The organism is Rhodococcus sp. DT1, assembly GCF_049844875.1.
Taxonomy (GTDB): Bacteria; Actinomycetota; Actinomycetes; order Mycobacteriales; family Mycobacteriaceae; genus Rhodococcus.
The window spans coordinates 21,186-46,579 of sequence record NZ_JBNCLW010000003.1; the positions used below are offsets into that span (position 1 = coordinate 21,186).

The window sequence follows — 25,394 nt, forward strand, 5'->3', positions numbered from 1 at the left end:
GTCAGGTTCGCAGGGCCCGCCACGTCGAGGTGGCCGCGGCGGACAGCAGTGCTGCGGTCACCCAGAAGACCGACGCCACCCCTGCGATTCCGGCTATCCCGCCGGCGGCGACGGGGACGAGCACTTGGCCGAGGCGGTTGCCGGTGAGCCGGACCGCCAGCGCGGAGGCTCGGTCGGAGGGGGCGACCAGTTCGACGACCCAGGTCATCGTGAGTGGTTGACCGACTCCCCAGAACGCGCCGCAGACCGCGAGCATCGCGGCGATGAGCCACGGGTTCGGCAGGAACGGTATGAGCGCGACCGGCACGACGGTGCCCGCAGTGGCGGAGATGAGCAACCGGCGCCGGCCGACGTGCCGCAACGCCCACGGCAACAGCGCGCGGGACAGGATCGACGTGAGCGTCCTCGCGGTGAGCAGCGCCGACACGAGCAGCACCCCGAACCCGAACTGCTCCCCGAGCAGCGGCAGGTACACCACCACGAGGTCGACGGCGGCGAGGACGATCAGACTCGACAGCATCGCCGGTTTCATGCCGAGAGTGGAGAGCATCGAGAGCACCGACTGGGGTGCACCGTCGTCGGCGGTGCGCCCCGAACCGGGCGGCTCCCGCAGGCCGAGCACGAACGGCAATGCCACCGCGCAGATCGCCGTCATCACCAGTAGCGCGCCCGTGGTCTCCACATAGCCGTCGTCCGCGCTGTGGCCGGCGGCGATGATTCCCGCGACCGGCACACCCACGGCCTGGCCGACGGAGACTCCGAGTGTGATGCCGGCGAATCCTCGGTCGAGCCGGTCGGGCGGCGACAGGATCGAGACGAATGCCTGGCCGGACACCGTGACGAGCAACTGCCCCAAGCCGAGGACGATGTTGCCCGCGCCGAGCACCAGCAGACCCGAACTCGCCGCGATGAGCCCGACACCGAGCGTGGACACCACGATCCCGACCCGCAGAATCATCGTGGCGTGACCGCGGTCGACGGCACGACCCATCCGGACCGCCGCGATCAACGGCACGATCGCGTAGAGGGCGGTGACCAGGCCGATCGTCGTCGCGTCGCCGCCGAGCGCGAGGATGCGGTACGAGACGAGCACACGAACCGACTGGAAGGCCGCGTGCAACAGCGCGGTCGCGGTGCACAGGTACAGCAGCCAATGGCGAGGTACGCCGATCCGGGAAGCGTGGGACATCGGTCAGATGCCTGCCGCCGCGGGAGACGGGGTGAGCGACATCGCCATGCCGCTACGGTATGCGGCCCGGCACCGCGCCTCGTATACGGCTCGGGCCGGCTGAGGCCGGCGTGCGGAAGGTGTTCGGGAAGTGTGCATCACGTCGTCGGGATACGTGGTCAGTGCGGCTCACCCGCCGTGACGACTCGCTCTCCGAGCGGCGACTCCAGCGGAACCTCGAGCGTCCCGAACACGGCGATCATGATGCACATGCGGTCCTGAGCCTCGGGCAGGGTGCCGCCGAGCACCGTGACACCCACTGCGTCGGTGGTCTCCGTGATCGTGGCGTGCACGCCGTAGCATTCCGGCGTTCCCGTCTCGAAGTGCAGGGCGATGCGGTCGTCTCCGGCACGTGACCATCCCTGGACCTGCACCGGATGCGGGTCGACGATGTCGGGTCGCGCGGTGAACTCCGTCGCCCCTTGCGGCACAGCAATTTCCGGCAGTGGTTCAATGTCATGGCTGCCGGATCCGCAGGCGACGGCGAGAACGCTACAAGCGAGCAGGACGATCAGACGCATGCGGTCACCCTAAGCCCGCACCCGTGGCGGGTCCTCGCCGCGACCGACTCCCCGGAGGACCATGAGGCTGCCAGTCCTGTTCGACCCGCCGGCGCAGGCCATGCCCACGCCCGAGATCCGGGTGGACGCGCAGACCACGCCCCGGCAGTTCACGGTGCGGACGATCTTCGCCGCCCGGAAATGGACCGTCCCGGCCGCGGTCCTCGTCTCGGTGCATCAGATCTGCGAGACCCTCGTGCCCGTCGTGATGGGGCAGGCCATCGACCGCGCCGTTGCCACCCGCGACGCCGGCGCTCTGGTCGCGTGGCTGCTCGTGCTCGCGGCAGTGTTCGTGGTCCTGTCGTTCTCCGCCCGCTTCGGCGGCAGGATCGGGCAGGCCGGAATGCTCGCGGTCCAGCACCGCCTGCGGACCCGGGTCACCGATCGCATCCTCGATGTCCGCGGTGTGGGCGGGCCGCCGCAGGCGCCCGGCGTGACGCTCAACATCGCGACGTCCGACGTCGAGCAACTCGCCCGCGGGATCGCCGTCGCGGTGTATCCCGTGGGTCACCTCGCCGCGGTCCTCTTCGGTGGGGTCGTCCTGCTCAGCACCTCCTGGATGCTGGGCGTCGCGATCCTGACCGGGGCACCGCTGATCCTCTGGTTGCTCGACAAGGGTTCCGGTCCGCTGCGCCGGCGCAGCCTCGAAGAACAGAAGGTCGCGGGTACGGCAGCGGGGACGGCCACCGACCTGGTCTCCGGTATCCGCGTGGTCAAAGGAATCGGAGCCGACGGCGAGGCGTCCCGCCGCTACCTGTCGGCCAGCAGGCGCGCGCTCGACGGTGTGCTGCGCTCGGCACGGGCCGAAGGGGCCTATGTCGCGACCATGGAACTCGTCTCCGGGATGCTCGTCGCCGGGGTCGCGATCGCGGCCGGTGCGATGGCTGTCACCGGTTCGCTGACCGTCGGCCAGCTCATCACCGTCGTCGGTGTCACCCAGGTGATCATGGGTCCACTCGCGGCGCTCGGCACCAGCATGGGCGCCGCGTGGGCATCGGCGGTCGCATCGGCCGAGCGTGTGCTCGGCATCCTCCAGGCTCCGGCCGCCGTCGTTGTGGGTGATCGCGACACCGACGGCCGCGCCACCGTCGAATTCGACTGCCTCACCGCCGGACACGTGCGCGCCCTGACCGCCACGGTCCCGGAAGGAGCATTCGTGGTGGTCCGGGCCGATGCCGACGCCACCGCGGACCTCGTCGCCGTGCTGTCGCGAGTGCACCTCCCCGAACAGGGCCGGGTGCTGGTCGGGGGTGTGGACCTGGCCGAACTCGGAGCAGGCGCCGCGCGGCGCAGCCTGCGTGTCGTGCCCCACGCGTCGCACCTGTTCGAAGGCACAATCCTCGAGAACATCGCCGCGGGGATCCCGCCGGACGCGGCCGATGCCGATGCACGCGTGACCCGGGCGGTGTTCGCCGCGGCGTGTGACGACGTCGCGCGGGTGCTGCCCGCGGGTCTCGACACTCCGGTCGGGGAGGCCGGCAGGCTGCTCTCCGGCGGGCAGCGACAGCGGGTCGCCCTGGCACGGGCGCTCGCGTCCCCGGTCGACGTGCTGGTGCTCGTCGATCCGACGACTGCCGTCGACTCCGTCACCGAGGCGACGATCGCCGAACGCCTGCCGGAAGCGCGGCGCGGTCACACCACGATCGTGTTCACCCGATCACCGGCGTTCACCGCCGTCGCCGACGAGATCCTGAGCCTGCCGGCCCGGTCCGCGATGCCGTCGGTTCCGAAGCAGGAGCAGCCATGACCGCAACCACCTCCCGCGCCGGCGAACGTTTCCGCACGTCCGACGCCCGTGGCACGGTACGCATCGCCCGCGCGTCGTTCGCCGGGAAAGGCCGCGAGACCTGTGCTGTCCTCGTGGTTCTGGTCCTCGGGGCGGCGGCCGGGCTCGTCACCCCGTGGGCGATGGGACGTTCGGTCGACGTGGTGCTCGAGGGCGGCGACCTCGGCGACATCGCGTGGCTCGCAGCCGCCATGGTCGCGGGGACCGTCGCCGCCGCGGCTCTCGGCGGATTCGGACTCGTCCTGACCTCCCGGTTGTTCGAAACCGGGCTGGCCCGGTTGCGGGAACGCATGCTCACCGCTGCGATGCGCTTGCCGCTCTCACGCATCGAGTCGGCGGGCAGCGGCGACCTGGTCTCGCGTGCCACGGACGACGTCTCCCAGGTCGGCTCGGCCATCCGTACCGCCGCACCTGCCATCTCGGGTGCGCTGTTCACCGTGGTGCTGACAATGTTCGGCCTCGCCGCACTCGACTGGCGGTTCCTCCTCGTTCTGATCGTCGTGCTGCCCGTCCACTACATCGGTGCCCGGATGTACACGCGCGACGCGCCACCGGTGTACCGGGAGTCGCGGGTGGCCATGGGGGAGCGTGCGCACCACGTGCTCGGCGGCATCCGTGGGCTGGCGACCGTGCACGCGTTCGACCTCGGGCCTCGTCTCGCGGGACCGATCGACGAGCACTCGTGGTGGGTCGCGCGCTGGGAGTTGCGCGCGCGGATCGTGGTCAACCGCCTGTTCGGCCGCATCAATCTTGCCGAGTTCCTCGGGATGGCGTCCATCCTGCTGGTTGGTTTCGTGCTCGTCGACCGGGATGCTGTGACCGTCGGCGTCACCACCACCGCGATGTTGTTCTTCCTGCGGCTGTTCGGTCCCATGGGGCAGTTGCTCCTCGTCATGGACGACCTGCAGAGCGGCCTCGCGTCGCTCTCGCGCATCGCGGGGCTCATCGAGGAGTGCGAAGCGTACGAGAAGACCGGCACCACGGGACAGGAGCTGCCGCAGCCTACGGGCCGCGAAGTCGTCGCCCGCGGAGTGCGATTCGGCTACGAGTCCGGACCGGAAATACTGCACGGCGTCGACCTGACCATCGCCGACGGCGAGCACGTCGCTCTCGTCGGCGCATCCGGAGCAGGAAAGACGACGTTCGCGTCGGTCGTTGCCGGGGTGCATCCCCCGACTGCCGGGAGCGTCACCTTCGGCGGTGTCCCGATCGACCGGCTCGGTGACGACCGGCGCACCCGCGAGATCGCTCTCCTGACGCAGGAGGTCCACGTGTTCTCCGGCTCGGTGCGTGACGACCTGCGGATGGCTGCGCCGGAGGCATCGGACGAGCGACTCTCCGCGGTGCTCGAACGGATCGGCGCGGCGGGCTGGGTGTCGCGGCTTCCGGACGCCCTCGATACCGAAGTCGGGTCGGGCGGGCACGTCCTCACCCCTATGCAGGAACAACAGCTCGCACTCGCGCGAGTGATCCTGCTCGATCCGGCCCTCGTCATTCTCGACGAGGCCACGGCCGACGCCGGATCGGCGGGAGCCGACGAACTGGAGCGGTCGGCGGAGGAAGCGCTGCGGGGGCGTTCGGCGCTGATCGTCGCGCACCGGCTCAGCCACGCCGCCACAGCGGACCGGATCGTGATCATGGACGACGGACGCATCGTCGAGGAGGGCAGCCACGACGAGTTGGTGCGCCGCGGCGGTCGGTACGCCCGGTTGTGGGAGGCGTGGTCGCGCGGGCGTTCCTGACGGCCGCTACTCAGGTCAGCAGGCTCGCGACGATGCCGATCGCGGGTATCGAGGCGAGGGTGGTGACGAGCGCCGCGTCGCGCGAGAGGACCATTCCGCGCCCGTACGCGCTCGCGTAGACGAAGACGTTCTGGGCGGTGGGGAGGGCCGCGACCACGACGACGGCGAACAGCGCGTGCCCGTCGAGTCCGAGCAGGTAGCGGCCCATCGCGTACGCGAGCAGCGGTTGCACGACGATCTTGAGCACCGACGCCAGTGCGACGTCCCGTCGCGGGCTCGTACCCTTCTCGAGCACTCGCACGCCCTGCAGCGACAGTCCGAACGCGAGCAGCGCGCCGGGCACCGAGGCTCCCCCGAGCAGGTGGAACGGTTGCAGGATCGCCGCGGGCACCGTCCAGCCGCTGACCGCGACGGCGAGTCCGGCGGCACCCGCGAGAACGATGGGGTTCTTGAACGGGGCCGTGAGTGTGTCGAGTCTGGACGCTCCGGCACGCATCGTCGACAGATCCAGCATCGTCAGGGCGATAGGGGAGAGCACCACGATCTGGAAGAGCAGCAGGGGCGCGACGAACGAGGCGTCGCCGAGAACGAACACCGCGATGGGGATTCCGAGGTTCGCGGAATTGACGTACCCGGCGCAGAGTGCGCCGATGGTGAGTTCGGGTACGGAACGTTTCAGCCACAGGGCTGCGATGACGAAGTACGCGATGGCGACGACGAACGCGGTGGCCGCGGCGACGTACAGGTTCGGGGAGAAGATGACCGCCAGGTCGGACGTGGCGAGCGCGTCGAACAGGAGGGCGGGAGTGGCCACGAAGAATACGAGCCGGCTGAGTACGGTCTGCGCTTCGGCGCCCAGCGTTCCCCGGCGTCCCAGCACGAATCCGATCGCGATGATGACGAAGATGACGGTGAACCCCGCGACCACGCCCGACACCGATTCACCCACTCGTACGAAGCTCTCCACCGGGCGCGTCACGCCCGGCGAAAAAGGTTACCACCGGTAACGGTTCGGTCCGGTTCTGCTGCCGCAACTCCGGGGCAGGGGGCGCGAGCACGTGAAGCCGCCGACGGCGGGCGTGAGCCCGCCGTCGGCGGGGTGTCCCCGACAGCCTGCCCCCAGTGGGGCAGCGGACGGGGTGAATGCCCCCGGTCGTCATGCGCGGGAAGGCTCGGTGTCGGTGGGGACTGGTGAGCCGTCGCGCTATAGGGGGCACTCCGCTGAAACGATCCTCTGTCCTCCCCGGCAGTGCGATTCGTTCCAGCGAACAAAAACCTATCCGGGAATCGGGCCAGGTGCCAACAGGAGTTCCCGAAATTTGGGCGAAATGCAGGCGGTTCACCCGTGTGGCGATGATAATGCCCAGTTTGCCCGATTCACCGCTCGGACGTGGGGTCGGCGCCGAGCACCGTCCGCGCATACGACGACCGCCCCTCCCGTGACTACGGAAGGGGCGGTCGTCGGAATCTGCGGCGTGCGCCTACTTGCTGCTGATGTAGGGGAGGAGAGCCATCTCGCGCGCGTTCTTCACCGCGATGGCCACCTGGCGCTGCTGCTGCGGGGTCAGGCCGGTCACGCGACGGCTGCGGATCTTGCCGCGGTCGGAGATGAACGTGCGGAGCAGGTTCACATCCTTGTAGTCGACGTAATCGATCTTTGCCGCGAAGAGGGGATTCTTCTTGGGCTTGCGTCCCTCTACGGCACGCGACTTCTTGGACGGTCCTCGCTTGACTGCCATATCTCGCTCCTCACCAGCTCGACTTTGTGGACGCCGGGTATTTCCCCGCGGTGGGCGACTTCACGTACGCCCTCGTGAGAGCCCGAACTTCCGCAGGTGGCCGCGCGGGCGGCCGTCCGCAGCGTCTCGATTGAGCAATCTTACCGGACGCGACGAGCAGGGCAGACCGCAGTACGATTCCGGCCGCACGGCACGCCCCTCAGTCAATTCTCAGCGGTCCGGTCCACACTGAGAACCATGCGCATCTTGGTGGTCGACGACGACCGGGCAGTGCGGGAATCGCTGCGCCGCTCTCTCAGCTTCAACGGATACACCGTCGACCTCGCGTCGGACGGACAGGAGGCGCTCGAACACGTCGTGGCGTCACGGCCCGACGCCATGGTGCTGGACGTGATGATGCCGCGCGTCGACGGCCTGGAGGTGTGCAGGCGGCTGCGCAGCACCGGCGACGACCTGCCGATCCTCGTCCTCACCGCCCGCGATTCCGTCTCCGAACGGGTGGCGGGACTCGACGCCGGAGCAGACGACTACCTTCCCAAGCCGTTCGCACTCGAGGAACTGCTCGCCCGCCTGCGGGCACTGCTCCGCCGCGCCACCCCGGACCCCGACGCGTCCGCCGAAGAAACGATGCGGTTCGAGGACCTCACACTCAACGCTGCGACCCGCGAGGTCACCCGGGGCGACCGCCGGATCAGTCTCACCCGCACGGAGTTCGCCCTGATGGAAATGCTGATGGCGAACCCGCGACGAGTGTTGTCGCGCAGCCGGATTCTCGAGGAGGTGTGGGGATACGACTTCCCCACCTCGGGTAACGCCCTCGAGGTCTACGTCGGATACCTGCGCCGGAAAACGGAGGCCGGGGGTGAACCCCGCCTGATCCACACCGTGCGCGGTGTCGGGTACGTGTTGCGCGAGACCGCACCGTGAAGTCGAAGATGCGGCCGCCGATGCTGCTGACGCGGTCGGTGCCCCTGCGCACCCGCGTCACACTGCTCGCGGCCGGCGCTGTCGCCCTCGCCGTGGCGGTCACCTCCATCGCCGCATATGCCGTCGTCGCCCGCGCGCTGTATTCCGACGTCGATCAGCAGCTACGTGCCCGCGCCGAGGCGCTGGTCGAGTCGAGCACGCTCATCACCTACGACCCGCGATACATCGGTGGCGCCCAGCTCTACAGTTCCGACATCAGCGTCGCGTTGATCTACAGCGACCTGAGCCGGTACGTCCCGCCCGGATCGTCGGTACCGATCGGCGAACCGGAGCTGGCCGTGGCGGAGGGCGAGCGCGAGTCGTCGTTACGGACGGTCGACCAGCAACGCGTCCTCGCCCAGCGCATGCCCGGCGGCAGCACGGTGGTCATCGCACAACGGCTGCGGCCCACCGTGGAAGTGCTGAACCGGATGGCGAGCGTGCTCTTCGTCGTCGGTGGATGTGGCGTCGTGCTGGCCGCGGCCGTGGGAGCGACCGTGGGCCGGACGGGCCTGAGACCGGTCGCGCGGCTGACGGCCGCCGCCGAGCGGGTCGCGCGCACCGACGACCTGAGGCCGATCCGGGTGAGCGGACACGACGAGCTGGCGAGGCTCACCGAGAGTTTCAACATGATGTTGCGGGCGCTCGCCGAGTCGCGCGAACGACAGAGCAGGCTGGTCGCGGATGCGGGGCACGAGCTGAAAACGCCGCTGACCTCGCTACGTACCAACATGGAACTGCTCATCGCGGCCAGTAGACCCGGTGCGCCGAGTCTGCCCCCCGAGGACATGGCGGAGCTTCGCGAAGACGTCGTCGGGCAGATCGAAGAACTGTCCACGCTGGTCGGCGACCTGGTGGATCTTGCGCGCGAGGACGCGCCGGAGGCGGTGTTCGAGGCCGTGGACATCGCGGAAGTGGTCGATCGGAGTCTCGAGCGAGCACGACGACGGCGGACCGACGTGGTCTTCACCGCGGTCACCGAGCCGTGGTACGTGTTCAGCGACCACGCCGCACTCACCCGAGCGATGGTCAACGTCCTCGACAACGCGGCGAAATGGAGTCCCGCCGGAGCAGAGGTGTTCGTGCGGATGCGGCAGATCGGCCCCGGCCTGATGGAAATCACTGTGGACGACGCCGGCCCAGGCATCCCGGAAGAAGAACGCGAACTGGTTTTCGAGCGTTTCTACCGCGCGACGAGCGCTCGCTCGATGCCGGGCTCCGGCCTCGGCCTGGCCATCGTCCGGCAGATCGTCATGAAGCACGGCGGCACCATCGCCGTCGACCGTTCGGAGCGAGGTGGGGCGCTGATCCGCATCGTGCTGCCGGGAACCCCCGATCTCGGCGACGACACCGGCACCGACCGGGCGTAGCGGACCGGGGCCGGAGCGGACTGACAGGGATTTAGGAGCCGAATATTAAGCCGGTTCTCAGATGAGCAGTCCATCCTGGGAAGCGGACGCCGAAGCGCCACCGCGCTTCGGGCGACCGGACGCTCGTCCTGGTGCTCGAATCGGATGAAGGCGATGACCATGAACGATGACCCCACCCGCGGCGCAGGTTCGCCGCAACCGCACCCCTATGGGCAAGGGCAGCCCACCGGTCCGTACGGGCCGGCGCAACCGACGGGCGCTACCGGCCCGGGCCAGTCGCCGGGGCCGTACGGCCCGGGTCAGCCCACCGGCCCGTATCCACAGGGGCCGTACCCACAGCAGACCCGGGGCACGGGGCGTATGCCCGGCCGTTCGGCGCTGGCGGTCGGCGCGATCGCACTCGCGATCGTCAGTGGCGGCATCGGTGGGGCAGTAGGCGCGTGGGCGGTCAAGGATTCCGGTGGCGGTACCGCGGTGGTCAACTCGCTCGATACGCCCGCGGAGGAGAACGTCACGGTCGTCGAGGCACCGGAGGGCAGCGTCCAGGCGGTCGCCCAGAAAGTGGTGCCGAGTGTGGTGCGGATCGAGGTGATGGGTCGCAACAGCAGCGGTGAAGGCTCGGGCGTCGTTCTCTCCTCGGATGGGTTGATCCTCACGAACAACCACGTCGTCGAGGGTGCGGGCGGCGGAGGACAGCTCACGGTGTACTTCTCCGACGGCACCTCGGCTCCCGCGACGATCGAAGGGGCCGATGCCGTCTCCGATATCGCCGTGATCCGGACCGAGGGCCGCAACGATCTCACCCCGATCGAACTGGGCAACTCCGACAACATCCAGGTGGGACAGGAAGTCGTCGCCGTCGGTTCACCGCTCGGGCTGGAGAGCACGGTCACCGCGGGCATCGTCTCCGCACTCGAACGGCCGGTGTCCACCAGTGGGCAGACGGGTAACCAGAGTTCGGTCATCGACGCGATCCAGACCGACGCCGCGATCAACCCGGGGAACTCGGGCGGCGCGCTCGTCGACATGGAGGGGCGTCTCGTCGGGATCAACACCGCGATCGCCACGGCCGGGTCGCAGTCCGGATCGATCGGGCTGGGCTTCGCCATCCCCGTCAACCAGGCTCGTCGTATCGCCGATCAGCTGATCGATACCGGTACGGCTCAGCACGCCGTCATCGGCGTCCAGGTGCCGTCCCAGAACCAGGACAACGGCGCGCGTGTCGCCGAAGTGGTCGCGGGCGGGCCTGCCGAGCGCGCGGGAATTCCCGCCGGCTCCCTCATCGTCAAGGTCGACGATCGGGTCATCACCGACGGTGATGCGCTGATCGCGGCGATCCGTTCGCATGCTCCTGGCGAGACGGTGAAGATCACCTACCAGGATGCGAACGGGAACCAGAACACCGTCGATGTCGAAACGACGTCGGGGTAGAGCGGCGAGGAGCCGAAAAATGGACATAGCTCACAATTCCGCGCATGCAGCGCGTCCGCCGCAGCCGCGAACTACCGTGGGTGTCATGGAACTCGAAGACCTGAGAATCGGCCGCGCCCTGGTCGTCATCGTCGACGACCGGGTCTCCCACGGGGACAGCCCCGACGCGGCCGGTCCGCTCGTCACCGAGCTGCTGGTGGAAGCCGGATACGCGGTGGACGGTGTGGTTACGGTCGCGGCAGACGAGGTCGAGATCCGCAATGCACTCAATACCGCCGTGATCGGCGGTGTCGATCTGGTGATCTCGGTGGGCGGCACCGGTGTCATGCCCCGCGATGTGACTCCCGACGCCACGGCCGACGTGCTCGATCACGAGATCCGCGGCATCACCGAGGCGCTACGTGCGTCCGGTCTGGCGTCCGGCAATGTGCATGCCGGATTGTCGCGCGGGCTCGTGGGGGTGTCCGGCTCGACGCTGGTCGCCAACCTGCCGTCGTCGCGCGCCGCGATCAGGGACGGCATGGCGACGTTGCTGCCGCTGGCGGCACATGTGATTCAGGAATTCTCGCGAGTGGAGGAGTAGGACCATTTCGAACGACGAGTCGTGCGGGACCCCCGCCGACAACGCAGCCGATCGGCCTGCGTCACCGTCCCCGAGCCGCGCCCGGATCGACCGGGCGCGGCTCGCGCGCATCTTCGGCGACGTGCTTCCCGAGACCACCCGTGACGAACGGGGCGGAGGGGAGGAGAGGCGAGAAGGTGGGCGCGATTCCGACGAATGGCTGCGTCAGCAAGTGCCTCCACACCACGGACATGTGTGATCTACCTCACGTTGGTGAGGCTCACCTTACTCTGAGATGAACCCGTTATAGGCGGCAACGAAACGTTCCCGAAACATTCCGTTCGGTTCGCGTCCTCGTTCACCACCAGGCAGATCCTGTGCCCCCCGACACAATCCCGAGAGGTTTCTACGTCGCCTGCCCGGGGAATCCCCACTCTCACCTGCTGAAACGCATTCTCACCCGGACTCGTCTGTCCGGCAGGCACGAGAACGCCGTCACATTCGCCCGTTGTGGGCGCGAGTACAGACAGCCTCGTGGAGCGACGGGCTCACAGCCCCGAATGTCCGGCTCGCGTGAATCTCTAGCCGTTGCCCCGCGAAAGGTCACGGTCTAATCTCCCTCTCAGGTTCGATCAGGTCGCGGAGAGGTCTCACACACCGGCTCTTCGATCTCGAATCGGTAACGCAAAACCGTGTGGACGATTGACGCACCGAACGCACCGGCGGGCACTCCGGCGGTGCGTTCGCTGTGGAGAACGCCTTCGCGGGCGACGAGGGCGACCAGCAGTGCCGGACGCGGGTGCGCCACCCGGCACTCAGAGAACGGATGAGGCATTCATGAAGATTCAGACGCGACGCGGTTTCAGAGCCGCCCGCAACGCCACGGTGGCGGCGGCCGCCGTGGCCGGTCTGGTTCTCGGATCGACCGGCGCCGCGAGCGCAGAGGTCAACGACCAGAACCGGATCGTCTCCGACGGCAACGAAGTCATCGTCACTCAGGAGGACACCTTCATTCAGGGTGTGCCCCCGATCGGTGGCAGCCCCCTGAGCCGTGAGTGGTTCCACAACGGGCGTGGTCTCGCGAACATCGTCGGCCCCGACGCTGCCGATTTCGAGGGCACGACCTTCCAGTTCGGCTACCAGGTCGCATGGTCGGCGTCGGTAGACGGTGCGATCGGGTTCAACTGGGCGAGCCCTGACCCGACTCTGACGCTGAAGTCTACTGAAACCACCACGGTCGAGCCGGTCTACGAGGTCGATGGCGAAGGCGCCCCGAAGCTCGACGCGGATGGCCAGCCGATTCAAGCAACAGATCCGGAGGGCAACAAGCTCTTCAAGGAGACCGTCACTGACACCGATACCGTGACCGCCAAGGTGAGCAGCATTCTTCCTCAGCTGTCGGCTGGCGTCGAATTGTCGCAGGCGCCCGGCATCGCAGAAGTTGTGGTCGCCGAAGGCGAGTTCGACGGCGACTTCAAGGAAGTTCAGATCGCCAACGTTCACGGTGCCGCCACGGGCGTCATCGGCCCGGTTTCGGTTCGTCCGTTCGTGCGCGCCATCACCGCGAACGGCGACAACGTCACGACCTACGGCCAGGTCTGGACCCTCTGAGTCCTGCACTGCCCATCCCACCAGTAGTACCCACCACCAAAAACGGAGTAATCATGGGAATCAAGTCGCGTGGCTTCAAGGCCGCCCGTAACGCCACTGTGGCCGGTGCCGCCGTTCTCGGTCTGGTCCTCGGTGCCTCCGGTGCCGCTTCGGCCGAGGTCAACGATCAGAACCGCATCGTCTCCGACGGCCTCGAGGTCGTCGTGACGCAGGAAGACACCTTCATCCAGGGCGTTCCGGCCCTCGGCGGAAGCCCGTTCAACCGCGAGTTCTTCCACAACGGCCGCGGCACCGCCAACATCCTCGGTGAGGGTGCAGCCGACGCGGAGGGCACCACCTTCCAGTTCGGTTACCAGTTCGCATGGGCCGGCAGCATCGACGGCGCCATCGGCGTCACCTACTCCACTCCCGGCCTCGAGCTCGGCCTCGATCCGACCACTGTGGTCGACGCTACGGTCACCGACATCCTCCCGCAGGCATACGCCGAGCTCGAGCTGACCCCGGCTCCGGGCATCGAGGAGCTCGTCGTCGCCGAGGGCGAGTTCGACGGTGACTTCAAGACCGTTCAGTTTGCCAACGTCCACGGCACCGCTTCCGGCGTCCTCGGCGCTGTCCAGGTGCGTCCGTTCGTCCGCGCGATCACCGCGAACGGCGACAACGTCACCACCTACGGTCAGGTCTGGACCGTCTAAGTAGACGTCCGGCAGCTGCCGAACCGCACCACAGGCTGGGCCCACTCGGAAATCCGAGTGGGCCCAGCCTTTTTCGTGCGGAAGGTCTACGACAGATCCGGCGTGGACCGGGTGTGCCCGCCGCCCTGGCCCGGCGTGCCGGCCTGCGCTTCGAGGATGTCGCGGATCTGGATGAGCAAATCTTCGGCACTCGCCTCTTTGTCCGCCTCCTCGGTGACGAACTTCTTCTTCGCCGCGTTGGCGGGAAGGATGAGCACGAAGTACACGACCGCGGCGATGATGATGAAGTTGATCGCGGCCGTGATCACCGCACCCACGTTGATGAACGTGGCCGGATTGTCGGCGAGGATCTGGAAGCCCCAACCCAATTCGTTGTCGCCGCCCAGCGCGGCGATCAGCGGCTCGATGACGTATGTCGTGAAGGCGGTGACGATCGCGGTGAACGCTGTTCCGACCACCACCGCGACGGCGAGGTCGAGGACGTTACCCCGGAGGAGGAAGTCCTTGAAGCCTTTAAGCATGGTGCTCTCCTTCGTGCAAGGGTTCCGGCGACGAGCGCGGGCACGTGCGGTGGATCACATCCACAGGCTGACGATAAACCGGCCGGGCGTTCGGTATGGCCGTCTCAGGCAGTTCGGTGCCGACCGCACTCGGGTGCGCCGACAGTCCGGGACCGGCCCGCGGGCTCAGTGCAGCGTCACCGTCAAGGCACTGACCAGCGACGCGGCGGCGACGGCCGTGGCCTGATCCGGTTCGAGCGCAACCAGAATCACGCGCTCGTTCCGGTCGCCCGCCGAGTCGGCGCGCTGGGCCAGCACGACGATCGCACCCCTCGCGAGGACGTGCGCGTCGGGCACGGCGGCGTCCGTCGCACCCGCGACGGTCACGACGTCGACGAGGTCGCCTTCGCGGAGAAGTTCGCCCACCCCGGCGTCCGCGAGGCGGATCGGGACCACACGCGCGTCCTGGACGCCGGTGGCCGCCGACGCGAGGCGTGGCCCCACCAGACGGGCGTCGACGAGGGTTTCCCCGGCGGGCACGGGGCCGGCGAGCGTGTGGCCCACGGCATTCGCGAGGTCGGTGAGTGAACCTGCGGCGAGACCGGAGGCGTCGCGTTCGGAGAGGGTGAGGTCGTCGGCGGTGAGTGCTCGCCCCGGGCTCAGGTCCCGTGCGGCGACGAGGACGGGCACGCGTTCGGTATCCGGATCACCGCGCAGCGCAAGGACTGTCGCGAGAACGGCGAGAACTCCTGCGCCCACCTTCCGGGCGGTACCCGCACGTGCCCAGCCCGGCCGGAATCGTTCGGCAATCCGGTCGGGAAGGGTCGGCTGGAGCGAGGAAGGGCCGGACGGACGGCCGCGCCCGGGTGGAGTGAACCGGGGCGGAAACGACAACGGACCGACGGGCATGTGCCGACGCTATGCGTTCGGATCTGCCCGCCGGTCTCGCGAAGAGGTGTGCCCGGCGTCCTGGGGATGTGCAGGGCGCCTGGGGAGAACCCCGATCAGCTCGCTGCGGCGGCCGGGGTCGAGGACGTGCTCGCCGACGACGTGCTCGTCGAGGAAGAGCTCGACGAGGAGGCAGCCGGGGCCGACTCGGAGGTGCTCGACTTCGAGTCGCTCTTCGCGCTCTCGCTTGCAGTGCTGCCGCTGCGGGAGTCGGTGCGGTAGAAGCCGCTGCCCTTGAACACGATCCCGACCGAGTTGAACAGCTTGCGCAGCTTGCCGCTGCACTCCGGGCACTCGGTCAGGGAAGCGTCGCTGAACGACTGCACAATGTCGAACTTGTTGTCGCACGCCGTGCAGGCATATGAGTAGGTGGGCACCGCTTGATCCTCCGCCAGTTCGTCGTACCGCGGTATTCGTCAGACCGCAGCTTTGGCACTCTATCGCCGACAGTGCCAACAACGCTAGCGGGTGTGTTGTTCCGCACGGTTGCCCGCACCGAGGCGTACCAGCCCTTTCTCCGGGGTGAGTGCCCAGCCCATGCGGATGTCGTGAGGATCCTCGGGCAACTCTGTGACGAGTTCGTCGTCGCGTACGACGGCGACGATCCTCGCATCAGGCGAGGCCAGGTGGAGAGTCCGGTCGTAGAAGCCCGCGCCCCGGCCCAGTCGCACGCCCCGGACGTCGACAGCGAGTGCGGGTACGAGCACCGTGTGCGCGTCGCCGACCGTCTCCGGCGGAAGCACGTCGCCGGCGGGTTCCCGTAGCCCGAAACTCGCTGCGACCAGCGAAGACTCGCCGCGATACTCCGCCCACGAGAGCGCCGACCCCTCACGGGTCACCGGCACGAGGACGGTGACACCGGCGGCGACCAGCGCGTCGAGAAGCGCTGTCGAACCGGGCTCCGAACCCACGGGAACGTACGCGCAGACCGTCGAGCCTGCGGGGGCCAGGGATGCGGCCGTGCGCGCGAGTGCTTCGTCTTCGACGTGGCGAAGATCGCTTTCTACGCGGTGTCGCGCGGAGATAATCCGGGTACGCCAGAGTGCTTTGGAAGTGCGGGCCATGCGGGTCGCCTTAAGATCACGGGGCCACCGATCGGTTGGCCGAAGTTAGGGTGGGAGTCTATGACGAACAAAACGGACGGCGCGGCGTGGCGCTTCAAGACCGCGGTTGTCCCGGCGGCGGGCATGGGTACGCGGTTCCTCCCCGCAACGAAGACGGTCCCCAAGGAGCTACTCCCTGTGGTCGACACCCCGGGCATCGAGCTCGTGGCGGGCGAAGCGGCCGAATCCGGCGCGGAGCGCCTGCTGATCGTGACCGCGCCCGGTAAGGACGGTGTCGTCGCGCATTTCGTCGAAGACCTCGTTCTCGAGTCGAAGCTCGAAGAAAAGGGCAAGTACGAACTGCTCGCGAAGGTGCGCAAGGCGCAGGGCCTGCTCGAAGTCGAGTCGGTGATCCAGGAGAAGCCGCTCGGTCTGGGCCACGCGGTGGCGTGCGCGGAAGCAGCGCTCGACGACGACGAAGAAGCCATCGCCGTGCTGCTGCCCGACGATCTCGTGCTGCCCGTCGGTGTCCTCGAGATCATGCAGCGTGTGCGTGCCAAGCGCGGCGGTTCGGTGCTGTGCGCGATCGACGTGCCGAAGGAGCAGGTGAGCGCGTACGGCGTCTTCGACGTCGAGATCGTTCCCGATGCCGTCAACCCCGACGTGCTCAAGGTCCTCGGCATGGTCGAGAAGCCGGATGTCGCAGACGCCCCCTCCACCTTCGCCGCTGCCGGCCGTTATCTGCTCGACCGGGCGATCTTCGACGCACTGCGTCGCATCGAGCCCGGCGCAGGCGGAGAACTCCAGCTCACGGACGCCATTGCCCTGCTGATCGCCGAGGGTCACCCCGTCCATGTGGTCGTGCATCGCGGCACCCGACACGACCTCGGAAATCCCGGCGGGTACCTTCGCGCTGCGGTTGACTCTGCGTTGAACACGGACGAGTACGGTCCCTCGCTCCGCGAGTGGCTGATCGAGCGCCTGGAACAGTGACAGGCGGCACCTGGCTGGAGGTCGAGAAGCGGTATGCGGTCGGTTGAGGATCAACAGGCCAGGGTGACGGCGGCAGCAGTCGCACCCCGGCCGGTCCGAGTGGCCATTTCGGAAGCGCAGGGTTTGCTGTGCGCAGAAGAAGTGGTCACAGAGCGGCCGCTACCCGGCTTCGACCAGGCCGCGATCGACGGTTACGCCGTGCGGAGTGTCGATGTGCGGCTCGCGGAGGGCCGGTCCCCGGAGTCGGGAGACGACGACGGACCCGACGACGTGGTGTTGCCCGTCGTCGGCGAAGTTCGCGCAGGGTCGCGGCAGCCCATCCGGTTGCAGCCCCGCCAGGCCGTCCGCGTGGACACCGGTGCTCCGCTGCCGACACTGGCCGACGCGGTCCTGCCGCTCGACTACACCGACCAGGGGACCGCCCGCATCAAGGTGCTCAAAACGGTGCGCTCGGGCGACTACGTCCGCCGCACCGGCGACGACGTGCAGCCCGGTGACGTCGCGGTGCGCGCCGGCACGATCATCGGTGCCGCGCAGGTGGGATTGCTCGCCGCGGTCGGCCGCGACAAAGTGCTCGTCCATCCCCGGCCCCGGCTCTCGGTGATCTCCGTCGGCGGAGAACTCGTCGACGTCGAGCGCACCCCCGGCCCCGGGCAGGTATACGACGTGAACTCGTATGCGCTGGCGGCCGCGGCACGCGACGCCGGGGCGGACGTGAACCGGGTCGGCATCGCGAGTACCGACCCCAAGCGACTCCGCGAAGTGGTCGAAGGTCAGCTGATCCGTGCCGAGATCGTGGTGATCGCCGGAGCGGTGGGCGGCGGTGCCCTCGAAGACGTCAGGGAGGCCCTGTCCGATCTCGGTGACCTCGAAGTGGAACGGGTTGCGATGCACCCCGGGTCGGTCCAGGGCTTCGGCAGACTCGGCCGCGACGAGGTCCCGACGTTCCTGTTGCCGGCGAACCCCGTCAGTGCGCTCGTCGTCTTCGAGGTGATGGTGCGGCCGCTCATTCGTATCGCGCTCGGACGGCGACAGCCGATGCGCCGCATCGTGGCGGCACGCACCGTCGCCCCCATCACCTCCATCCCCGGCCGGAAGGGGTACCTCCGCGGGCAACTGCTGCGCGACGAGGCGACCGGGGAGTATCTCGTTCAGGCACTCGGGGGTGCTGCGGGCGCGTCGTCGCATCTCCTCGCGACGCTCGCCGAGGCGAACTGCCTGGTGATCGTGGAACCCGAAACCTCCGAGGTGCGCGCCGGCGACCGGGTGGACGTGGCGTTCCTCGGGCAGCGCGGTTGATGTCGCGACATCCCGGGTGGCCGGCCCGGCTGGGGCCGTTGCGGGTGGCGGGCGGTCTCGTCACCGTGCGCTCGCTCAAACTGCGCGATGCGGCAGCGTGGAGTCGGTTGAGGATGCGAGACCGCGAGCACCTCGAACCGTGGGAGCCCACCGGAGAGTCCCCGTGGGACATGCGGCACCACATCTCGGTGTGGCCCGGCCTGTACCGGAGTCTGCGAGCCGAAGCGCACCGGGGACACATGATCCCGATGGCCATCGAACTCGACGGGCGCTTCTGCGGACAGATCACGGTCGGCAACATCGTGCGCGGGGCGCTGCGCTCTGCGTGGATCGGCTACTGGGTGGAGAAGGACGTCAACGGTCTCGGTGTCGCCACCGCGGCCGTTGCGCTGGGGCTGGATCACTGCTTCGGACCCGTGGGTCTGCACAGGGTCGAGGCGACCGTCCGTCCGGAGAACCTTGCCAGTCGCGCCGTACTCCAGAACGTCGGATTTCGCGAAGAAGGCCTGCTCCAGCGGTATCTCGACGTGCACGGCCGATTCCGTGACCACATGCTGGTTGCGATGACCGTCGAAGAGGTTCCCGGTTCGGTGTCCGACCGCCTGGTTCGGGGTGGCCGCGCGACGTGGTCTTGAAACCTCCGACCGGTGTAACAAATGTAACTCCGAACCTGAGTGATAATCCTCAGGCTTCCGGTGATTTCTGTGACTAGAGTGAACAATGTGTCCTGTGGGAGTGCGTGACTCGAGTGGCAGCAGTAGTCGCCTGAGTCGGCGTTTCTCTACGGGTAATCGTGTACATGCCGCTAGCCTGAGTTAGGTCGGTGGCGCCGACGGACTAGCAGGTGACGACTGGGAGGAGGGCCGCCGGATGCCGAATTCACTCCTGTGGATAGGGCTTGTTGCCGTGTGGTTGTTCGTTCTGGTGCCCATGCTGGTCACCAAGCGTCCACGGATCCGGCAGACGACCGACGCCGCGCTTGCGACACGGGTTCTGCATCGCGGTGACGACGAGCCGATCGCCCCCCGTGGGCCGGCTGCCGGGCATCGCAGCGACCCGAACTGGCGTCCGAGTCGTGATCACGCGCACGGACACCCAGCGGAGGACCGCATGGACACAGACCTCGAGGACAGGCCCGGAACAGACACCGACGAAGACTTCTCTTCGGACGACGATTTCGCACGTACCCGCCGTCCCGGACGGGCGCCCGCACGCGACTTCGTGCCGCAGCGCCGCGGCCGGGGCGGATTCGACCCGCACGCCGATGCCGTGGCCAGTGCGCAACGCTACGACGCGCGTCAGCGCACGGTCCTTGCCTTGCTGATCGCCGCGATCCTCAGCGCAGCGCTGGCGCTCACCGTGTCGTCGGTGATGTGGTGGATCTGCGGCGCTGGGACCGCGGCGCTCGTCGGCTACCTCTTCTACCTCCGCCGCCAAGTACAGCTCGAGCAGGAGATCCGCCGTCGCCGGCTGGCGCGTCTGCACCGGTCACGGCTCGGCGTCGAGTCGCGCACCGACGAAGAACTCCGGCTGGTCCCCGAGCGTCTGCGCCGGCGGGGGGCCGTGGTCCTCGAAATCGACGACGAAGACCCGGATTTCGACCACCTCGGCTACTACGTGGACGACTCGGGTCACATCGACCCGGGCTACGAGGAGCCCCGTTACGCCGAGCACGGTTATGACGAGCACGGTTACGACGAACGTCCCCGCGACTACTTCGTCCCGCGTGCAGCGGGGCAGTAACCCGAACGCACAGAAGGCCCGCACCGCGTCGGTGCGGGCCTTCTGCTGTGTGCCTGTTGCGCAAGAAAAGACGCCCTACCTGTGCCGATGGCGCGATTTCGTTTTGGGTGGGGAGGTTTGCTAAGGTTTCCGAGTCGGTTCCGTCAGGAACCTACGGGGCTGTGGCGCAGTTGGTAGCGCGCTTCGTTCGCATCGAAGAGGTCAGGGGTTCGATTCCCCTCAGCTCCACCATCTGGTCGAAGTTCCAACCCTGCTCCCGTGATCGGTGGGCAGGGTTTTTTCGTATCCCCGTGCCCCGGTCCGCAGGGGACTCGTCGCGTACTCGCTCGGATCGATCAGCGGCGCACCCGATAGCGCACGTGGAGCACCCCGTTGCCCCGGATCACCACGTCAGGATCTTCCAGAAGGCGCTGCGCGTCGACCGACCCGAAGTAGCGCTTGCCGGTCCCGAACACGACGGGGACGACGTCCATGCGCACCTCGTCGACCAGGCCCGCGGCAAACACCTGGCCACCGACCTCGCCGGCGGCAACCTCGACCACGCGGTCACCCGCAAGTTCCTGCGCCTCGGCCACAGCGGCCTCGATGCCCTCGACGAAGCGAAACGGCGCCGCGGGGTCCCAACCCTCGGGCGCCGCCCGATGGGTCACGAAGACCACGTGGTCGACACCGCTCGGAGGCACCCCGTCCCAGCCGTCCGTCATGTCGAAGACGTGCCGGCCGACGATCTCCTCTGCTCGGGTCCCCGAATCTAGTGTGTCGCGAGCCGCCTTCTCGTACGAATTCACTCCGGCTCGTCCGAACACCCGGCGAATCGCAACACCCGACCGCTGGCGTGGTGGTGCCCCAACGTTCAGACTGGATCCATGGACCAGAGGATGAGTGATGACGAGCTTCGCCGCGCCATCCGCGTGCTGCGTGAACGCGCAGACCTCGCGCGCAGCGAAGGTCGCACCGACGACTGCACGACTATCGAACGGACCATCCAGCAGTACCAGGAGGAAATGGCACAGCGCCTCTGATCATCGACTCGGCACCGAATGCCGCCATGGCCGTTAGGGTGTCGCCATGGCGATCAAGGACCTGCGCGGCACCAAGTTTCTGGTAACCGGCGCAGCGAGCGGAATCGGGCGCGCCCTGGCACTCCACGCCGCCGGTGAGGGAGCCGAACTCGTCCTCACCGACGTGGCCGCGGACGGCCTCGAAGCAGTGGTCCGGCAGGTCAGGGACGACGGAGGCGTCGTACTTCATTCGGCTGCGCTCGACATCGCGGATTACGACGCGGTGGCCGCTTTCGCGGACGACGTCCACTCGCGGTGCGGAGCGCTCGACATCGTCGCCAACGTGGCGGGGGTGTCCGTGTGGGGGACCGTCGACCGGCTCGAGCACAAGCACTGGAAATTGATGGTGGACGTCAATCTCATGGGTCCCATCCACGTGATCGAGAGCTTCGTGCCGCCGATGATGGAAGCCGGACGGGGCGGGCATCTCGTCAACGTCTCCTCCGCCGCCGGACTGCTCGCGCTGCCGTGGCATTCCGCGTACAGCGCGAGCAAATTCGGGCTGCGCGGGGTGTCGGAGGTGCTGCGGTTCGACCTCAAGCGCAACGGGATCGGGGTGTCTCTCGTGGTCCCGGGCGCGGTGCGCACACCTCTGGTCGACAGCGTCCAGATCGTGGGTGTCGATCGCGACCGTCCCGAGGTCCGGAAGATCACGCAACGCTTCGTCAAGCACGCGGCCTCGCCCGAGAAGGTGGCCGCGTGCATCGTCACCGGTATCAAGAAGAACCGGTTCCTCGTCTACACCTCGTTCGACACGCGATTCGGATACTGGTGGGCCCGTAAGTTCGCGGCCCCCTACAACCTGGTCATGCAGGCGGCCAACGACTACTTCCGGCGGGTCGTCACCCCTCGCGCCGCAGCTCGGCGCGCAGATGGTGGGTGAGGGGAGTGTCGGCGTGTGCCATCCAGAGGTCGTACCGCAGCGTGTCTCCGTCGAGTACGAACCTCCGCCTGAGCTCTCGGACGGGTTTCGCATCCGGTGACCGCTCGAACACCACCGGTGTGAAGTCGAGCACCCCGTGTGACAGCTGAGAACGCTGGATTTCGACGAAGCCTGTGGGCTGCGAGACGAGAAACTCGATGTCGCCGCCCGACCGCCGGAGGTAGCCGTTTTCGGTGTGCAGCGGACGTCCGTCGTCGCGATGTTTCGTGCGGCTGACATACATCAGAAAAGGCTTGCCGGGCAACGGATTCAGCTCGATCGTCTCCACGTAGGCGAAGTCGTCGACGGTGGGGTAGTGGCCTTCCCCCGCACCGGTCCACCGACCGGCGAACGGTGCCAGTTCACCCAGCGGATCGGGGGAGTCTGGGGACGCGGACTCTGACACGGGCTGGCCTCCTGCTTGCGACGACACGTTCGTGTGATCCTCTCACCGGCCGAGCCGAACCCGCCCGCACTCGCTAGATTCGGAGCATGAATGCTCCGTGGGGTGTCGATTCCGAAGTCGGTGCGCTCCGGGCGGTGATGTTGCACCGGCCCGGCGCGGAACTCGAGCGGCTCACACCTCGGAACAACGACCAGTTGTTGTTCGATGCCCTGCCGTGGGTGGCACGTGCGCAGGAAGAACACGACGCATTCGCCGAACTGTTGCGTAGTCGCGGTGTCGAGGTCCTGCTGCTGGCCGACCTCCTCACCGAGACCCTCGAGGTGAGCGGGGCCGCGCGGGTCCAAAGTATTTCCAGTGCCGTCGACCCGCGTCGTCTCGGGCACCCACTGGCGGAAGAACTCGCGGGGCATCTACGAGGGGTGCCGGCCCCGGACCTCGCCCGGATACTCATCGCCGGCATGACGTTCGACGAGCTTCCCGCCGAAGGCATGGACGTCGCGCCGTCGCTGGTGCGGATGATGCATCACGGCGCCGACTTCGCGATCGAGCCGCTGCCCAACCTGCTCTTCACGCGCGATTCCTCGTTCTGGATCGGCCCGCGCGTCGCAATCCCGTCGCTCGCGCTGCCCGCGAGGCGCCGGGAAACGAATCTCACCGATCTCATCTACGCGTTCCATCCGAAATTCCTCGGTGTGCGCCGCGCCTACGAATCGCACACCGCTCCGGTCGAGGGTGGGGACGTGCTGTTACCGGCACCCGGTGTCATCGCCGTGGGCGTGGGGGAACGCACCAGCCCTGCGGGGGCGGAAGCTCTCGCGCGCAGTGCCTTCGAAGACGGACTTGCGCACACTGTGCTCGCGGTGCCGATCGCGCAGCAGCGCGCGTCGATGCACCTCGACACCGTGTGCACGATGGTCGATGTCGACGCGGTGGTCATGTATCCGGCGATTCGGGAATCTCTGCAGGCATTCACGATTCGCAGCACAGGCGACGGTGGAGTCCGGATATCGGGCGCCCGGCCGTTCCTCGAGGCTGCGGCCGACGCGATGGGGATCGAGAAGATCCGGGTGATCGACACCGGTCTGGACGCCGTGGTGGCCGAGCGCGAGCAGTGGGACGACGGGAACAACACCCTCGCCGTGGCGCCGGGAGTGGTCGTCGCCTACGAACGCAATGTCGAGACGAACACCCGGCTCGAGGATTCCGGCATCGAAGTGCTGCGGATCGCCGGGTCGGAGCTGGGATCCGGCCGCGGCGGCCCGCGATGCATGTCGTGCCCGCTGTCGCGAGCACCCGTGTAGCTCCCGGGCCGGCCGTCGGCCGTCTCGTCAGATGATGTCGCGTACCCGGTCCACCGGGCGGGCCAGAACGGTGCCCTTGTCGGTGACCACCAGCGGCCGCTCGATGAGGATCGGATTCTCCACCATCGCCGTGAGCAGGTCGTCCTCGCTCGCGCCGGCGAGGCCGAGTTCCTTGTACAGCGTTTCCTTGGACCGGATCGCTTCGCTGGGCTTCAGTCCGGCGTCGGCGAGCAGCGTCGTCAGTTCCTCGCGTGAGGGCGGAGTGTCCAGGTACTTCACCACAGTGGGTTCGATGCCCGATTCCTGCAACAGCTTCAAGGTGTTCCGGGACGTGCTGCACCGGGGATTGTGATAGATCGTCGCGTGGGTTGCCATGGCTCGATTCTGCACTGTCGCCCGTCCCCGGGAGCTGCCGGTTTGGGCGCCGTCGCCGCGGCGCTCTACGATTCCGCGGTCACTCCCGTCCACACGGGATCATCGGAAAGGCGTGCGGGACACATGCTCAAAGGCTTCAAGGACTTTCTGCTGCGCGGAAACGTCATCGAACTCGCCGTCGCGGTGGTGGTGGGCGCCGCGTTCACCGCGATCGTGACCGCATTCACCTCGAACATCATCAACCCGCTCATCGCAGCGGTCGGTGGCGACAACGAGATGGGTTTCGGGTTCCGGGTCATCGCGTCGAACGACGCCACCTTCATCGACATCGGTGCGGTGATCGCGGCGGGGATCAACTTCTTCATCATCGCCGCGGTCGTGTACTTCGTCCTGATTCTTCCGGTCAACCTTGCCAAGGCCCGCTTCGCGCCGGACAAGGAACCCGAGGACGAACCCCTGAGCGAGACGGATCTGCTGATCCAGATCCGCGACCTGCTCGAGACGGGCACGTACAGGCAGGGTGGTGACGATTCGCTCGAGCAGGACGGCAACACGTCGCCGAGGGGCGCTACGAGGGTGAACGCCGGTTAGCTTTCCGTTGTGGCCGTGACGGCAGGGAAGCGCTGCTAACCTGCCAAGATGCTCGATATCGTCATCGACCACGACTCGGCGGTCCCGCCCTTCGAGCAACTGCGCCGACAGATCGTCGAGCTCGTTCACCGCGGCGACCTCATCTCCGGCACGAAATTGCCCACCGTTCGCGGCTTCGCAGAGACCCTCGGGATCGCGCCCAATACGGTGGCGAAGACCTACCGTGAACTCGAGCAATCCGGCGTACTGGAGACGAAGGGCCGGGGCGGCACATTCGTCGCGGCGAACGGCGACCCCACGCGTATCGGAGCCCAGCGCGCGACGAGTGAATACGTGGCCACCGTCCGTGCGCTCGGGGTGTCCGACGAAGAAGTCCTGGCGCTGGTACACGCAGCGCTCCGCGCCGGCTGACGTTTCTTTCGTGATGTCGGGTTGGTAAACCCCGGCAGAAGTGCCTGGTCAGCGTGTTTCGAGTGTTGCGGTACCGAACAGTTCTTCGAAAGAGGCCTCGTAACCCGGCGGACA

The 25,394-nt window shown here is 67.7% G+C and carries 28 protein-coding genes, 1 tRNA gene and 2 pseudogenes; 19 read left to right on the plus strand and 12 right to left on the minus strand.

The window, feature by feature from the left end; genetic code table 11:
• Position 1: 1 nt before the first annotated feature.
• Complete coding sequence (locus ACLQ3J_RS07815) at positions 2–1,189, minus strand: MFS transporter (protein WP_425902777.1); 1,188 nt, start codon at positions 1,187–1,189, stop codon at positions 2–4.
• 158 nt (positions 1,190–1,347) lie between these two features.
• Positions 1,348–1,749, minus strand: a complete 402-nt coding sequence (locus ACLQ3J_RS07820) for a hypothetical protein (RefSeq protein WP_425902778.1) — start codon at positions 1,747–1,749, stop codon at positions 1,348–1,350.
• 61 nt (positions 1,750–1,810) lie between these two features.
• Between ACLQ3J_RS07820 and ACLQ3J_RS07825 the strand changes: the two genes are divergently transcribed.
• Positions 1,811–3,535, plus strand: a complete 1,725-nt coding sequence (locus tag ACLQ3J_RS07825) for an ABC transporter transmembrane domain-containing protein (RefSeq protein ID WP_169652562.1) — start codon at positions 1,811–1,813, stop codon at positions 3,533–3,535.
• Entirely contained in the window at positions 3,532–5,316 is a 1,785-nt protein-coding gene (locus tag ACLQ3J_RS07830) for an ABC transporter ATP-binding protein (protein ID WP_425902780.1), read from the plus strand. Before ACLQ3J_RS07825 ends, ACLQ3J_RS07830 begins: the two co-directional genes overlap by 4 nt.
• Before the next feature lie 10 nt (positions 5,317–5,326).
• Here ACLQ3J_RS07830 and ACLQ3J_RS07835 read toward each other — a convergent pair whose 3' ends face one another.
• The 3 genes and pseudogenes from ACLQ3J_RS07835 to ACLQ3J_RS07845 all read right to left on the minus strand — a co-directional run.
• Positions 5,327–6,253 carry an AEC family transporter gene (locus ACLQ3J_RS07835; RefSeq protein WP_169621698.1) on the minus strand — a complete coding sequence of 309 codons (927 nt, stop codon included), beginning with the start codon at positions 6,251–6,253 and terminating at the stop codon, positions 5,327–5,329.
• Between the two features lie 544 nt (positions 6,254–6,797).
• Complete coding sequence (gene rpsR / locus ACLQ3J_RS07840) at positions 6,798–7,055, minus strand: 30S ribosomal protein S18 (RefSeq protein WP_072699716.1); 258 nt, start codon at positions 7,053–7,055, stop codon at positions 6,798–6,800.
• Positions 7,013–7,220 (minus strand): annotated as a pseudogene (locus ACLQ3J_RS07845) (hypothetical protein); the annotation flags it as partial. The gene rpsR and the pseudogene ACLQ3J_RS07845, both read right to left, overlap by 43 nt.
• 72 nt (positions 7,221–7,292) lie before the next feature.
• Here ACLQ3J_RS07845 and ACLQ3J_RS07850 point away from each other — a divergent pair.
• The 7 genes from ACLQ3J_RS07850 to ACLQ3J_RS07880 all read left to right on the plus strand — a co-directional run bounded on the left by ACLQ3J_RS07850 (position 7,293) and on the right by ACLQ3J_RS07880 (position 13,687).
• A complete protein-coding gene (locus ACLQ3J_RS07850; RefSeq protein WP_169621450.1) occupies positions 7,293–7,982 on the plus strand; it encodes a response regulator transcription factor in 690 nt (229 codons plus the stop codon).
• An 8-nt stretch (positions 7,983–7,990) separates the two neighbouring features.
• A complete protein-coding gene (locus ACLQ3J_RS07855) occupies positions 7,991–9,391 on the plus strand; it encodes a HAMP domain-containing sensor histidine kinase (protein WP_296549578.1) in 1,401 nt (466 codons plus the stop codon).
• 159 nt (positions 9,392–9,550) lie between these two features.
• Complete coding sequence (locus ACLQ3J_RS07860; RefSeq protein WP_296549577.1) at positions 9,551–10,822, plus strand: trypsin-like peptidase domain-containing protein; 1,272 nt, start codon at positions 9,551–9,553, stop codon at positions 10,820–10,822.
• Positions 10,823–10,907: 85 nt separating this feature from the next.
• On the plus strand, positions 10,908–11,405 hold the full coding sequence (locus tag ACLQ3J_RS07865) for a MogA/MoaB family molybdenum cofactor biosynthesis protein (protein WP_206037042.1): 498 nt from the start codon (positions 10,908–10,910) through the stop codon (positions 11,403–11,405).
• Between the two features lie 4 nt (positions 11,406–11,409).
• On the plus strand, positions 11,410–11,643 hold the full coding sequence (locus ACLQ3J_RS07870) for a hypothetical protein (RefSeq protein WP_346765158.1): 234 nt from the start codon (positions 11,410–11,412) through the stop codon (positions 11,641–11,643).
• A 578-nt stretch (positions 11,644–12,221) separates the two neighbouring features.
• Positions 12,222–12,995, plus strand: coding sequence for an MspA family porin (locus ACLQ3J_RS07875; protein WP_425903146.1), 774 nt, complete (start codon positions 12,222–12,224; stop codon positions 12,993–12,995).
• A 53-nt stretch (positions 12,996–13,048) separates the two neighbouring features.
• On the plus strand, positions 13,049–13,687 hold the full coding sequence (locus tag ACLQ3J_RS07880) for an MspA family porin (protein ID WP_169652559.1): 639 nt from the start codon (positions 13,049–13,051) through the stop codon (positions 13,685–13,687).
• Between the two features lie 86 nt (positions 13,688–13,773).
• Here ACLQ3J_RS07880 and mscL (ACLQ3J_RS07885) read toward each other — a convergent pair whose 3' ends face one another.
• The 4 genes from mscL (ACLQ3J_RS07885) to ACLQ3J_RS07900 form a co-directional block, all read right to left on the minus strand.
• Positions 13,774–14,208, minus strand: a complete 435-nt coding sequence (gene mscL / locus ACLQ3J_RS07885) for a large conductance mechanosensitive channel protein MscL (protein ID WP_296549568.1) — start codon at positions 14,206–14,208, stop codon at positions 13,774–13,776.
• Positions 14,209–14,373: 165 nt separating this feature from the next.
• Positions 14,374–15,096, minus strand: coding sequence for an SAF domain-containing protein (locus ACLQ3J_RS07890; protein ID WP_425902781.1), 723 nt, complete (start codon positions 15,094–15,096; stop codon positions 14,374–14,376).
• A gap of 95 nt (positions 15,097–15,191) precedes the next feature.
• Entirely contained in the window at positions 15,192–15,512 is a 321-nt protein-coding gene (locus ACLQ3J_RS07895) for an FmdB family zinc ribbon protein (protein WP_169652556.1), read from the minus strand.
• An 84-nt stretch (positions 15,513–15,596) separates the two neighbouring features.
• Positions 15,597–16,199: a 5-formyltetrahydrofolate cyclo-ligase gene (locus tag ACLQ3J_RS07900; protein WP_169652555.1), complete on the minus strand. Its 603-nt coding sequence runs from the start codon at positions 16,197–16,199 to the stop codon at positions 15,597–15,599.
• 60 nt (positions 16,200–16,259) lie between these two features.
• Between ACLQ3J_RS07900 and ACLQ3J_RS07905 the strand changes: the two genes are divergently transcribed.
• The 5 genes from ACLQ3J_RS07905 (at position 16,260) to ACLQ3J_RS07925 (ending at position 20,444) form a co-directional block, all read left to right on the plus strand.
• A complete protein-coding gene (locus tag ACLQ3J_RS07905; protein ID WP_169621459.1) occupies positions 16,260–17,171 on the plus strand; it encodes a UTP--glucose-1-phosphate uridylyltransferase in 912 nt (303 codons plus the stop codon).
• A 33-nt stretch (positions 17,172–17,204) separates the two neighbouring features.
• Positions 17,205–18,470 carry a molybdotransferase-like divisome protein Glp gene (gene glp, locus ACLQ3J_RS07910; RefSeq protein WP_169652554.1) on the plus strand — a complete coding sequence of 422 codons (1,266 nt, stop codon included), beginning with the start codon at positions 17,205–17,207 and terminating at the stop codon, positions 18,468–18,470.
• Complete coding sequence (locus ACLQ3J_RS07915) at positions 18,470–19,105, plus strand: GNAT family N-acetyltransferase (RefSeq protein ID WP_169621461.1); 636 nt, start codon at positions 18,470–18,472, stop codon at positions 19,103–19,105. The genes glp and ACLQ3J_RS07915 overlap by 1 nt, the downstream gene beginning before the upstream one ends.
• Positions 19,106–19,340: 235 nt before the next feature.
• Positions 19,341–20,213 carry a divisome protein SepX/GlpR gene (gene glpR, locus ACLQ3J_RS07920; protein ID WP_169652553.1) on the plus strand — a complete coding sequence of 291 codons (873 nt, stop codon included), beginning with the start codon at positions 19,341–19,343 and terminating at the stop codon, positions 20,211–20,213.
• 155 nt (positions 20,214–20,368) lie between these two features.
• Positions 20,369–20,444: transfer RNA gene (locus ACLQ3J_RS07925), tRNA-Ala, on the plus strand.
• Positions 20,445–20,548: 104 nt separating this feature from the next.
• On the opposite strand, the pseudogene ACLQ3J_RS07930 reads toward ACLQ3J_RS07925, so the two are convergent.
• Positions 20,549–20,941 (minus strand): annotated as a pseudogene (locus ACLQ3J_RS07930) (dihydrofolate reductase family protein); the annotation flags it as partial.
• A 150-nt stretch (positions 20,942–21,091) separates the two neighbouring features.
• Here ACLQ3J_RS07930 and ACLQ3J_RS07935 point away from each other — a divergent pair.
• Both ACLQ3J_RS07935 and ACLQ3J_RS07940 read left to right on the plus strand, forming a co-directional pair.
• The gene (locus tag ACLQ3J_RS07935; RefSeq protein WP_169621429.1) at positions 21,092–21,235 is read left to right on the plus strand and encodes a hypothetical protein; all 144 of its coding nucleotides are present in this window, start codon (positions 21,092–21,094) and stop codon (positions 21,233–21,235) included.
• 46 nt (positions 21,236–21,281) lie between these two features.
• Positions 21,282–22,157, plus strand: coding sequence for an SDR family oxidoreductase (locus tag ACLQ3J_RS07940; protein WP_169621463.1), 876 nt, complete (start codon positions 21,282–21,284; stop codon positions 22,155–22,157).
• Here the strand turns inward: ACLQ3J_RS07940 and ACLQ3J_RS07945 are convergent.
• Positions 22,117–22,602 (minus strand): FABP family protein, encoded by a 486-nt coding sequence (locus ACLQ3J_RS07945; protein WP_169621464.1) that lies wholly within the window; start codon positions 22,600–22,602, stop codon positions 22,117–22,119. The two genes, ACLQ3J_RS07940 and ACLQ3J_RS07945, sit on opposite strands and share 41 nt — an antisense overlap.
• Before the next feature lie 86 nt (positions 22,603–22,688).
• Between ACLQ3J_RS07945 and arcA the strand changes: the two genes are divergently transcribed.
• Complete coding sequence (gene arcA, locus ACLQ3J_RS07950; RefSeq protein ID WP_425902783.1) at positions 22,689–23,903, plus strand: arginine deiminase; 1,215 nt, start codon at positions 22,689–22,691, stop codon at positions 23,901–23,903.
• 27 nt (positions 23,904–23,930) lie between these two features.
• On the opposite strand, the gene arsC is transcribed toward arcA, so the two are convergent.
• Positions 23,931–24,278 (minus strand): arsenate reductase (glutaredoxin), encoded by a 348-nt coding sequence (arsC, locus tag ACLQ3J_RS07955; RefSeq protein WP_169621466.1) that lies wholly within the window; start codon positions 24,276–24,278, stop codon positions 23,931–23,933.
• A gap of 123 nt (positions 24,279–24,401) precedes the next feature.
• On the opposite strand from arsC, the gene mscL (ACLQ3J_RS07960) reads away from it, so the two are divergent.
• Positions 24,402–24,869 (plus strand): large conductance mechanosensitive channel protein MscL, encoded by a 468-nt coding sequence (gene mscL / locus ACLQ3J_RS07960; RefSeq protein WP_169621467.1) that lies wholly within the window; start codon positions 24,402–24,404, stop codon positions 24,867–24,869.
• Positions 24,870–24,917: 48 nt separating this feature from the next.
• The gene (locus ACLQ3J_RS07965) at positions 24,918–25,280 is read left to right on the plus strand and encodes a GntR family transcriptional regulator (protein ID WP_169621468.1); all 363 of its coding nucleotides are present in this window, start codon (positions 24,918–24,920) and stop codon (positions 25,278–25,280) included.
• Positions 25,281–25,394: the final 114 nt, after the last annotated feature.